Annotated in this window: 10 protein-coding genes; 1 reads left to right on the top strand and 9 read right to left on the bottom strand. The window is 61.7% G+C overall.

All coding sequences use genetic code 11. The features are described from left to right. The first annotated feature begins 110 nt into the window (after nt 1-110). Nucleotides 111-1,178, top strand: coding sequence for a transporter (locus tag Q0C23_RS03305; protein ID WP_291510959.1), 1,068 nt, complete (start codon nt 111-113; stop codon nt 1,176-1,178). 79 nt (nt 1,179-1,257) lie between these two features. Here the strand turns inward: Q0C23_RS03305 and Q0C23_RS03300 are convergent, their stop codons facing one another. The 9 genes from Q0C23_RS03300 to Q0C23_RS03260 all read right to left on the bottom strand — a co-directional run. After that, on the bottom strand, nt 1,258-2,664 hold the full coding sequence (locus Q0C23_RS03300; protein ID WP_291510958.1) for a hypothetical protein: 1,407 nt from the start codon (nt 2,662-2,664) through the stop codon (nt 1,258-1,260). Nucleotides 2,665-2,708: 44 nt separating this feature from the next. After that, nucleotides 2,709-4,142 carry a glycosyltransferase family 2 protein gene (locus Q0C23_RS03295; RefSeq protein WP_291510957.1) on the bottom strand — a complete coding sequence of 478 codons (1,434 nt, stop codon included), beginning with the start codon at nt 4,140-4,142 and terminating at the stop codon, nt 2,709-2,711. 25 nt (nt 4,143-4,167) lie between these two features. Then, entirely contained in the window at nt 4,168-4,482 is a 315-nt protein-coding gene (locus tag Q0C23_RS03290) for a hypothetical protein (RefSeq protein WP_291510956.1), read from the bottom strand. Nucleotides 4,483-4,535: 53 nt separating this feature from the next. Beyond that, a complete protein-coding gene (locus tag Q0C23_RS03285) occupies nt 4,536-5,162 on the bottom strand; it encodes a hypothetical protein (RefSeq protein ID WP_291510955.1) in 627 nt (208 codons plus the stop codon). A gap of 29 nt (nt 5,163-5,191) precedes the next feature. Then, complete coding sequence (locus Q0C23_RS03280) at nt 5,192-5,500, bottom strand: hypothetical protein (protein ID WP_291510954.1); 309 nt, start codon at nt 5,498-5,500, stop codon at nt 5,192-5,194. A 306-nt stretch (nt 5,501-5,806) separates the two neighbouring features. Further along, entirely contained in the window at nt 5,807-7,207 is a 1,401-nt protein-coding gene (locus Q0C23_RS03275) for a sigma-54-dependent Fis family transcriptional regulator (RefSeq protein ID WP_291510953.1), read from the bottom strand. 95 nt (nt 7,208-7,302) lie between these two features. Then, entirely contained in the window at nt 7,303-9,477 is a 2,175-nt protein-coding gene (locus tag Q0C23_RS03270) for a primosomal protein N' (protein WP_291510952.1), read from the bottom strand. 227 nt (nt 9,478-9,704) lie between these two features. Then, nucleotides 9,705-10,565 (bottom strand): 4-hydroxybenzoate octaprenyltransferase, encoded by an 861-nt coding sequence (ubiA, locus tag Q0C23_RS03265; RefSeq protein WP_291510951.1) that lies wholly within the window; start codon nt 10,563-10,565, stop codon nt 9,705-9,707. 2 nt (nt 10,566-10,567) lie between these two features. Further along, on the bottom strand, nt 10,568-10,948 hold a 381-nt coding region (locus tag Q0C23_RS03260), incomplete at its 5' end, for a chorismate lyase (RefSeq protein ID WP_291510950.1).

Raw genomic sequence — 10,948 nt, 5'->3', positions numbered from 1 at the left:
CTCTGAGCGGCTCCGCGGCAGACCGTCCCTGCATTTTGGGCGGCCTCAACTATGTGCTGCCTGATTTCCCTGTGCTATCCTCGCGCGAGGATCATAAAGGAGAAATGGACATGCTTAAGTCGCACACGCAGCGGTTGGGTATACTGCTGATATCCTCGTCGATCATGATCGGGACGCAGGCCTATGCGGAGGATGGCTCCACCCTCAAGGCGCCGCCGGAGTCCGCCAGCAAGAAGGCCATTCTTCAACAGAACACGGATTTCTTCTATAACAAAATTACCCTGCAATCCAGCGCCTCTTACGCCTATTCCGATTCCAATACCATCAACCTCAACGGCTTCCTCGCCCTGGGGGCTATTTTTCTCGGCAACATTAATGTCTCCAAAGTCAAATCGAGCATCTATACCTTTACAGAATCTGCTTATTATCCTATCAATAACCGTCTGCAGCTGGTGCTGAATGTCCCCATTGTCTACCGCCAGAGCACCTACGAAATCGGTGGAGCCGGTTATGCTGCCAATACGCAGAGCGAGGCGAGCGTAACCTCCGGCGGTCCGCGTCTGGGTGATGTGAGTTTTGGCGGTTACTATCAGCTGCTCAACGAGAGCAAGCACTGGCCCAGCCTCACCGCCAGTCTTCTGGTCACCGCGCCAAGTGGCGTGAGTCCTTACGGTATCAAGGTCTATCAACCCGATCCCAACAACACCAATTTGCAGGTACCGACCAAGTTGCCTACAGGTAATGGGGTGTGGACCATCACGCCGGGCCTTTCTTTTGTGTCCACCTCCGATCCGGCCATTTTCTTTGGCAGTGTCAACTACTACTACAATCTGCAGAAAACCTTCTCGGACATCAGCACTCAGCAAGGTGTGGTGACGCCGGGCCAGGTGCGCCTGGGCAACGCTTTCCAGTACAGTCTGGGCGTCGCCTACGCCCTTAACGACCGCCTGAGTATCAGTACATCCTTTGCGGACCGCATTCAGGATCAAACCCAGGTGCGCGCCTTGGGTGGCGCCTTCACCCCCATCGTCGGTAGCGGCGCGAATGTGGCCGTTGCCAATTTTGGGCTCACCTATGCCTTTACCCAGAACACCTCTTTGATCATGAACCTGGGCATCGGTCTCACCAGCAGTGCGCCCAATTTTCAGCTGACGGCGACCATTCCCTACAACCTCTGACCCATCTCAAGCGGCGTTGGTGCCCGCAATCCACGGCGGGCAGCAACGCCTTTTTCGTTTCACTGTCCTGGCGCGCTGCCTAGAAGGGGATGGACAGGTTTGCCTCGATGTAGCTGCGGTGATAGCCCGGGCCGCCGCCGTAGGCGTTGGCGATCTGGCTGTAGCCGCCCGTGAGACTCAGAGCACAGTAGGGCGCGACGAGGCCACTTAGGGTGCCGAAGAAATCGCGCACACCGGAGGTCGTACCGTCTATGGTCTGGGAGCCAAAGCCGGAGTAAAAGCGCAGCGTCCAGTAGGGCGAGAATTTCTGCACGTAAATCACATAGCCGATGGCTTCTCGGTAGTTTCGTGGGTTGAAATAGCCGTCGTAAGGGACCACACCACTATGGTATTGACGATAATAGCCCTGGATACCCAGACTCACGGGCCAGCGTCCAAGGCTCACGAACTCCGGCGTCGCCTTGATGACGACCCCATTGCGCTGATTGCCGTCAGAGAAACTCTGGTGAAAATAATCAGCGCCGACGGTAGCGACGTTGCGTAGCCGATAAAATCCGCCAGCATCCACCGTATTCACCAAGATGTGATTCTGAACGGCGGTAAAGGTGCGGATGGGCTCGCGCTGGACGCCAAGATTCAAGCCCCAGCGGTCGGATGGCGTGTACAGCAGTTGGGAATCCACGGTGCCATAGACCCAGTGTCCCGAAGTGCCGATACCCCCATTGATGCTGTATTGCCAGTTGCGATTCGGGGTGCTGTTCCAGCCGCCGCGGATGGCACTCAGGCCCACCTGTCCCACGCTGTCGGTGATCTGGGTCTGCTGATAGCCCAGTTGCCAGAAGGTCGGATTCAGCCGGGGATCGCTTAACGGTTTGCCGGGCCAGAGTACGTCCGCCGAGTAGATCTGATTGATGTTGTGGTCGATATCGCTGCTATAGTGGACACCGACGTTTACCTTGGGTGCAAGGCCATACTGCAGGTAGTCGTCAGCATATCGATACAACGCCTTGAGCCAATTTGGGCCGGGATACACGCCGTCTGGCGCCGCGTCTTGGAGATCCTGAGCCCCTAGCACATTCCAGCCCAGAAGATTGGCGGCGATGGCCGCCTGCAGCGCCGCCTCGTGATCGACCTTGCGATAGGGTGCAACGGTATCGTAGGCCTCGCGCGGCCGTCCCAAGCCGATGAGGGCGCGGGCAAGTCCGACGGCCATGGTTTTCTTGTCGGCTTCCGAGTGCGCGATGGCGAACCCTTGGCGATAGCTGGATTCGGCCTGATGCTCGTTGCCGAGCCAAAGGGCTGCATAGCCTTTGCCGGCGAGGGCAGCGACCCGATCGGCATCGTAGCGCGCAGGATCGGCCGCAATGTCATCCAGCGCCCGCTGGAAGGCGTCCAAGGCTTTCTGCGGGTGATTGGCATCGAGGGCGGCGCGGCCCGCACGGATGGAATAGGCAGGATCCGCCGTAGCGATGGTGGCGCTTGTCACGAGCAACGCCCCCAAAAGTAGCCTGGGCGAGAGTCTGCACCCCTTCATTTGGTCCCCCAGGTTTTGCCAAGACGCAGCAGCTCGGAGGCGTAGCCGGCAATGGAGGCCGGACTCATCAGCAGTTGCGACAAAAACACATAGAGAAACATGCCGCGAACGTTCTTCCGCACCTTCAGACCGCGCTCCTTGAACATACGCCGCTGGACGATGAAGATGACGAGGTTGTTGAGTCCCGCCAGCGGAATGAGCAGGAGCGTAATGGGGCCGGCGATGAGAAAGAAACCAAAAAGTGCCGCGATGACCCCAGGCACGAAAAACAGCAGGTAACTCACGTCCAGAAAGGGGAAGAGGAGATTGACCAGAACGAATTGCAGGGTGATGCGCGGTGTGAGGAGAATTTCCGGGTGCGCCCGCAGGGCCTCGAACATGCCCCGCGCCCAGCGCCGCCGCTGGCGAAAGAGCTGGCGATAGGTTTCGGGGACGTTGGTAAAGACGACGGCGTTTTCGGCGTAGCCGATTCGATAGCCCTTGCTCAGCATGCCCCAGGACAGAACGATGTCTTCCCCAACCACAGGCGCCCACCCGCCCAGCTCGAGAATGACGGATTTTTCGTATAGAGAGAAAGCGCCCTGAGCCACCAGCGTGCCCTGGTAGAGACTCTGGATGCGTTTGACGATGGCTATGCCGTGGAAATAGTCCCACTCCTGCAGACGCGTGATCCAGTTCTTGCGCGAATTGCGCACGGCGATGGCGCCGGCAACGGCGGCGGTGTTGGAGGGGTCGCAGAGGTAGCGTCCCACCAGATAGCGCAGGGCGTCCTTGTAGAGAAAGGTATCGGCGTCCACGGTGATCACCAGATCGTGGCGGGCGTGGTGCAGGCCGGTGTTCAGGGCACTGGCTTTGCCACCATTGACGGGTTGGCGCACCAGGCGCAGGCGCGAATCCATCACGGCCTCTACTTGAGCCGCGGTCTGGTCCTGGGAGCCATCGTCGATGACGATGACCTCCATGTCGCCTGGGTAGGACTGGGACAGCACCGAGTGCAAGGTGTCGGTGATGGTGTGCTCCTCATTGTACGCGGCAATGAGAATACTGATGGCCGGATAATGGGCAATTTCGCTCAGGGTGGGCCTTCGGTCCATGAGAGTGCTGAAGAATACGAAGCCCGATATGTAACCCGGCAGTATGGCCACGCCCAGAATGATGAGAATGGTCAGCACCGGACCAATGACGCTGTCGAGATTATTTATCCAGGGCAGGGCAACCCAGAAACTGAACAGCACCCAGAGAACTGCGCCAATCTGGGCGAGCACGAATTTGATGGTGACTGGTATGTAGATGGGTGGCTTTCGTTCCACCACGCGTTGTGGGCCCTGAACCACGGCACTGTTGCCGGCAACAACGGCGCTCGATTCGCTCGGCTCGGTTGTCCAGGCACGCGCTCCCTCTCCTGGGTGCAGAAAATTGTCCTTTTCCATGGTGGTTGCCTCTTAATCTCTGCTCCTAGGCAATTGCGTCGGAGCTGTCGCTCTTGGAAGGCTTGGAATGATCGATGATGGTGTTGGAAGCCAGCGCACCGGCATTGGCCTGCTGGTTCTGCGAGCCCGTGGCAATATTGACGCCAATGTTGCCCGAAGCCTTCGCGGCCGCATGATTCTCTAGCACGGCATTGTTGGTACCGTCGTTAGAGGAATACTGACTGTTGTTCTTGCTGGCCTGCGCATTGTCGACATTGGCGCCGGCAGCAAAAGCCAGCGGCGCAGCCACGAGGGCGGCGACGGCGATGGCGATGGGGCTTAACTTACGGATGCTGTTCATGATACTCTCCTATGGTGAGGTATGGACTGACGGTTCAACTACTTCACTGCTTGCTACCGAATCACTCCGGGAGCCACCCCGAGAGCGAAACTGTTTGCCGAGGCATTGCCCGAACCCGATACCTGGTTCACTTGGGCAATGCCTCCGGCGCCTTTGAAAGCGGTCGAGGCGACCGCGACGCTGGTGACTTCTTCCTTTGTGGTCTTGTTCAGGGCCTTGGCCGAAACGCTGGGCAGGCTCGTGGCCAGCACCGCATTGGTGACCGGCTTGGCCGCTCCAAATACGATGCCAAGTTGGTTACTCTCACGATTGGCAGAGCCCGCCGCCTGGTTGATGGCCAAGATGCCGGTGGCGTTGTTGAAGGCGTTGCCGGTGATCTGGGTACTCTGACTGACTGCGGATTGGCCGTTCGTCTGTGCCTGGTTCTGCTGCACCACTCCGTCCGGCGGATTCACACCCTGACCGTTGGGGCTCATGATGATGCTTGCCGCATTGGCCTGCAGGTTATTGTTGCCCGCTGCGAGGTTCGCCATGGTCGCACCGCGCACGTTACTCATGGCATTGTCCGAAATGACGGAGCTGAGCGAGTTTCCGATCATTGCCGGGTCAGCGCAGACCATGGGGCTGATCGACCCGCACAGCAGGGCGATGGCGATTCCGATGAAGCGTTGGCTGGACATGAATCGTTCTCCCGGTGGTGTACGAAGCCTTATCGACCGACCTGCATGGAGGCGCTTTGCAGATTGCTGCCACCACTTTGCATGCTGATGCTATTACCGCCCTTGCCTTGAAGCTCGTCCCAGAGCACGACACCGTTGCCGTTTTGGTGGACGAGTTTGGGAAGGTTCACGGGGATCCCTTTGCCATTGACCTGGGCCAGATGCTGGTTGCTGAGTGCCTCGGCCTGGATTCCCGGAAGGGCTGGTGAGGCGACACCGCTGAGGCTCCAGCACGCCGTACTGGCAGCGGCGAGGAGTATCCACAGTCGGCTTCTGGAGCGATGCGTCTGGTGTGACATGGCGAAACCCTCGAAATCGTTCGCCATGACATTAGCAAGCGTCGTGCCACGTACCATAAGCTACTGAAAAATCGAAATATGGTTTCTTGCTTGCGGGGCCGGAGCCTGGCGGAGGGTATCATTTTCGATACGCGGCACCGCTAAGTGCTGTTTCTGGGGTCTGAGCGATGGCCGTGATATTTGGTGAATCAATCCGTTAGCGCGCAGATCGATGTGTTTGTAAAGCTTCCGTTACAGCGTTGGCGGTTTGAGACTAAGTGCTGATAAATACAGAAGCTTATGGCTTCACGCGGAATCGCCGAGGACTCAGCTCTTCTGTGTCGGTGTGGTGATGCCGTGCTTTTCCATCAGACGGTAGAGTGAAACGCGGGAAATCTGCAACTGCTCGGCGGCGCGGGTGACGCTGCCGAGGTTGTCTGCGAGGGCAGATTTGATGGCATCGCGCTCCGCCAGGTCGCGCGCCTGGTTGAGGGAGACGCGAATGCGCGAGTTGCGGCGCCGTTCGAGGCCAAGGTCGGCGGCGGTGATGAGAAACTTGTCGCACATGACCATGGCCCGACGTACGCGGTTGATGAGCTCGCGGATATTTCCGGGCCAGTCGTAATTGGCCATGATCTGCAGGGCGTCTTCGCTGAAGCCTTTGACGCGCTGCCCGCGCTCGTTGGCAAAGCGGTTGAAGACGTACTGGGCAAGCAGGGTAATGTCGCCCTCGCGCTCGCGCAGGGGCGGCATGCGGATCTGCAGGACGTTGAGGCGGTAGTAGAGGTCTTGTCGGAAGTTTCCCAACCGTATGGCTTTTTCGAGATCGACATGGGTAGCGGCCAGCACGCGCGCATCCACGGTGATGTCCTCGCGCCCGCCCACGCGCTGAATGGTCTGCTCCTGCAGGAAACGCAACAGATTGACCTGCAGGTCCAGGGGAAGATCGCCGATTTCGTCGAGAAATAGGGTGCCACCGGAGGCACTTTCGATGCGCCCGATCTTGCGCTCGTGGGCGCCGGTGAAAGATCCCTTCTCGTGGCCGAAGAGCTCGGAGTGGATGAGGTTGGCGGGCAGGGCACCGCAGTTGACGGCGACGAAGGGCCCGTGCTTGCGACTGGAGCGCTCGTGGATAGCCTGAGCGGCCAGCTCCTTGCCGGTGCCGCTTTCGCCGGTGATGAGCACGGGCGCGTCGGTGGAGGCGACCTTGCGGATATCCTGGTAGATCCGCTGCATGACGGGGCTGGCACCCACCATCTCCACTTCTTTGCTGGCATCGGGCTCGTGCGGCGCTATATACAGGGCGTCTTCGGCAATCTCGGCCATGCCTGCGGCGTGGCCGAGGATCACCAGCAGCCGGGCCGTGTTGATGGGTTGCGTGTGGTAGTCGTAAAAGGCGCTGCCGATGAGCTTGCGGATGCTGGTGTCCTCCAGGGCCTTGCGCGGCAGCAGCGCAATCCAGCGCAGGTGAGGGTATTGCGCGATGATGGATTCGATCTTCTGCCCGCTGTGGAGGAGCTCTTTTTCATCGAAACCGATGAGGGCAGCGGCAGGGCGGATCTTGCTCAGGGCGTTGGGGGCGTCGTCGATGTGGCTGATGAAGGACAGACCCCAGCCCTCCGACTCCAATTCCGCCAACGAACTGGCGATGATGGCGCGGGGGCCGACGTAGAGAACACTGCGCGCCACCGTGGTGGCTTGCGCGCGGGGACTCCGTTTTGCTGCCATTGCGACTCCTTTGGCCCTTGTCCTTGTAGCGCTAGATTAGTCGAAAAGCCCATCTTCGACAAAATGAAGTGCGGGATTACCGTGAGAACTGCGGGTCAGAAGTTGAGGGGGTCGACATCCACGACCCAGCGCACGCGCCGGCCCTCGGGCTGTTTGCCAACCTCGCGCAACCAGTGTTTCAGGGCGCGCTGAAGCTGGGTGCGGTCGGCGGCCTCCAGCCAGAGCTCGGCGCGATGGAAGCCGGCACGGCGTTCGAGGAGGCTCGGGAAGGGACCGCTGATTTCCAGTTCAGCGGGGGCCTGCCCTGCCACGGTCTCAAGAAAGGCCTGGACCCGCTCCGGACGGTGGGCCTCGGCGCGCAGCAGGGCGAGGGCGCGGAAGGGTGGCAGTTGGGCGCTGCGGCGCTCTTCCAGAAGGTGATGGGCAATGGCGCCGTAGTCGCCCGCCTGCAGGAGCGCCAGCAAGGGGTGCTCCGGTACGTGGCTTTGCAGCAGTACCCGTCCGGGTTCGTTGCCGCGCCCGGCGCGCCCTGCCACCTGCAGCACGGTCTGGGCCAGGCGTTCGGTCGCGCGGAAGTCGGCGCTGAAGAGGCTCTGGTCGACATGGACGATGCCCACCAGCGTGACCCTGGGGAAGTGATGCCCTTTGGCGAGCATCTGGGTGCCGACGAGGATGGCGGGACCGGCGCTGTGGACCCGGGCCAGCAGGGACTCCAGCTGGCCAGCGTGAGTGACGCAGTCGCGGTCGATGCGCAGCACTGGCACCTCGGGAAAGCGCTGCTGTAGGTAATCTTCGAGCTGCTCGGTGCCAGCGCCTACGGCGCGCAGATCGACGCTGGCGCACTGGGGGCAGTGACCTGGGTGTGTCGCTTCGTGGCCGCAGTGATGGCAGCGTAGCCGCTGCGGGCGTCGATGCCAGGTCAGTGGGGCGCTGCAGCGGGGGCAAAAGAGGACAGTACCGCAGTCGTGACAGAGCAGGGCCGGCGCATAACCGCGCCGATTGAGAAACAGCAGGACCTGATGCCCCGCCTCCAGGGTCTGGCCACAGGCCTTCAGCAGCTCTATGGACAGGCCAGCCTGCAGCAGACGTCGGCGCATGGGCAGGATGGTCATGGGCGGCAGACTCATGGCGGTGGCGCGCTGGCGTAGTCTGAGGTGCCGATACTTGCCGCTGTAGGCGTTTTGCAGGCTCTCCAGAGAGGGAGTGGCAGAACCGAGGACGATGGGTATGGATTCCAGTTGGGCGCGGCGAATGGCCAGATCCCGGGCGGAGTAGAGCCAGCCGCTCTGCTGTTTGAAGGAAGGGTCGTGCTCCTCGTCGACGACGATGAGGCCTGGGCGCGCCAGAGGCAGAAACAGGGCGGAACGGGTGCCGACGATGACCCGAAGCTGGCCGCTGCGGGCGCCGTGCCAGACCCGCAGGCGTTGCGCTTCGCTCTGACCCGAGTGGTAAGCGGCCACTACGGCGGCGCCGAAACGGCTGCGGCAGCGTCCCAGGAGCTGGGGTGTCAGACCGATCTCCGGCACCAGGAAGAGTACCTGCCGACCCGCTTCCAGGTGCGGGCGGGCCGCCTCCAGATAGACCTCGGTCTTGCCGCTACCCGTGACACCATCCAGCAGAAACACGGAAAAACCGTGGGCTGCGCGCAGGGCGGCGACCGCCTCACGCTGCTCGGCGTGCAGGGCATGGGGTGAGTTCTGCACCGCGAGCAAGGGAGGCGGCGCGGCCTCTGCACGTAGTATGTCGCGGGCCAGCAGGCCGGGCAGAGCGGGGCGCAGCGTGGCCGGCAGATCCTGCCGGCGCAGCGGGCCCGACTCCTGAAGGAGCTGCAGCAGGGCGCGCTGTCTTGGCCCGAGGCGTGCTGAGCTATGGATGGCAGCCGCGTTGCAGAGGTACAGGGGATCGTCGGCACCAGGGAGGGGGCGTCCGCGGCACAGCAGGCTGGGTAAGGCGGTGGCCCAGACTTCGCCCAGAGGGTGCTGATAGTAGGCCGAACCAAAATGCAGCAGGCTCTGGAGGGCGGGCGACAGCAGAGGTTCCGGGTCGATGACCGCATCGATCTCCTTTAGAGACGTGCCCTCGGGCGTAGGGCCGAAACCGACGACGATACCGATGCGCTGGCCGCGACCGAAGGGCACGCGCACGCGTACGCCCAGTGCCGGCGCCGGCACCGGACAGCGGTAGGAGAAATTCTGCCGCAGCGGTGCGAAGACAGCCACCTCCACGGCGCTGTCCGTTACCGCGGTGAGTTCCTCTGTATCGTCAGCCATACACTTGCCCACAGATTCTGTGGATAAGTCTGTGTGCAGAGTCGTGACAAGGGGCGGAAGTCATTGTCATCCTTGAGCTTGCTTGCCGTGCCTAACGATGAGGCACGAATAACTCATTGAAAAACATAAAGTAAAAAAAATCTCTTGAGGGATCAGCGGGATCGGCGGTCGAGATTCCGGTGCGAACTGGATTGTGTATAAGTTCTTCGTCATGAACCCTGGCCGGTTCAGTGTGCAAGACCGGCGCTGATACCCCAGAAGATCAGGAGCCCGACCCAATTGTTGTGGAGAAAGGCCCGCAGGGCAGCGTCGCGGTCGCCGCTGAGCCAGCGCTGCTCGTAGGCCATGAGTGAGGCGGCGCCCACCAGGCCCACCCAGAAGGGCCAGCGCAGGTCCAGGTGCAGCCCGATGGCGGCGAGGATGACGATGGCCCCCAGGTGGAACAGGCCGATGGCCAGCCAATCGAAGCGTCCGAAGAGGATGGCGGTGGAGCGCACGCCGGCCTTGAGATCGTCCGGACGGTCGGACATGGCATAGGCGGTATCGTAGGCCATCACCCAGCAGAAGTTGGCGAGCATGAGCCACCAGGCGAGGCTCGGGACCCGATCCTGAACGGCGGCGAAGGCCATGGGGATACCGAAGGAAAAGGCGAGGCCCAGAAAGGCCTGGGGCAGGTGCGTGAAGCGTTTGAACAGCGGGTAGGCGATACTGATGGCGACTGCCGGCAGCGCCAGGAGAATGGTCAGACGGTTGAGAAAAGGCAGTAGGGCAGCTGCCAGAAGCAGGAGCAGGACGAACAGCGCCAGGGCCTCACGCCGGCCTATGAGGCCTGCGGCCAGGGGTCGCTGGCAGGTACGCGCTACCTGGCGGTCAAAATCGCGATCGAAAAAGTCGTTGATCACACAGCCAGCGGCGCGCATGAGCCAGGTGCCGATGCTGAAGATGAGGAAAAGTCCCAGGGGCGGATTGCCCCCAGCGGCCAGCCACAGCGCCCAGTAGGTGGGCCAGAGCAAGAGCAGCACGCCGATGGGGCGGTCGATGCGCATCAGGGCGGCATAGGCGCGCAGTTTGTCGCGGCTTCGCAGCATCGTCAGTTTCTGCCCCGCCCGCGCCAGACCGGCAGATCCGGAAGAAAATGCTCTATCACCAGCACCCGGGTGCTGCCGCGCCACAGGAGGGAGTGGCGCCACCAGCGCCGCCGCGGTCCGTAGCCCGGAGCACAGTGGATCTGCACGGGCCCGCGGCGCAGACGTCGATGGCGGAAGAGGGTGTTGCCGATGGGTCGGCTGCCGTGTCGCGTCAGGGGGCGCAGCCCTCGCCCGATGGCACTGAGAGCAAAGGAGGTACGGGCCCAGATGGCGGGCCGCAGGGGATCGGGGCCGTGCAGCAGGACCTCGCGCCAGAAGATCCGACTCTGTCGGTGCAGACCGAGCTGCTCAGCCTCGACGCGGCTTGCCCGACGGCGGCCGCT

The sequence above is a fragment of the Acidithiobacillus sp. genome, from assembly GCF_023256195.1.
In the GTDB taxonomy this organism is placed as follows: domain Bacteria; phylum Pseudomonadota; class Gammaproteobacteria; order Acidithiobacillales; family Acidithiobacillaceae; genus Acidithiobacillus_A.
Note: the sequence above shows the minus strand (reverse complement) of the source record. Positions and strands in the feature narration are given on the sequence as shown.

Coding starts and splice junctions, on each gene's coding strand:
- Q0C23_RS03305 (WP_291510959.1), top strand. CDS start 111: ATGCTTAAGTCGCACACGCAGCGGTTGGGTATACTGCTGATATCCTCG.
- Q0C23_RS03295 (WP_291510957.1), bottom strand. CDS start 4,142: ATGGAAAAGGACAATTTTCTGCACCCAGGAGAGGGAGCGCGTGCCTGG.
- Q0C23_RS03290 (WP_291510956.1), bottom strand. CDS start 4,482: ATGAACAGCATCCGTAAGTTAAGCCCCATCGCCATCGCCGTCGCCGCC.
- Q0C23_RS03285 (WP_291510955.1), bottom strand. CDS start 5,162: ATGTCCAGCCAACGCTTCATCGGAATCGCCATCGCCCTGCTGTGCGGG.
- Q0C23_RS03280 (WP_291510954.1), bottom strand. CDS start 5,500: ATGTCACACCAGACGCATCGCTCCAGAAGCCGACTGTGGATACTCCTC.
- Q0C23_RS03275 (WP_291510953.1), bottom strand. CDS start 7,207: ATGGCAGCAAAACGGAGTCCCCGCGCGCAAGCCACCACGGTGGCGCGC.
- Q0C23_RS03270 (WP_291510952.1), bottom strand. CDS start 9,477: ATGGCTGACGATACAGAGGAACTCACCGCGGTAACGGACAGCGCCGTG.
- ubiA (WP_291510951.1), bottom strand. CDS start 10,565: ATGCTGCGAAGCCGCGACAAACTGCGCGCCTATGCCGCCCTGATGCGC.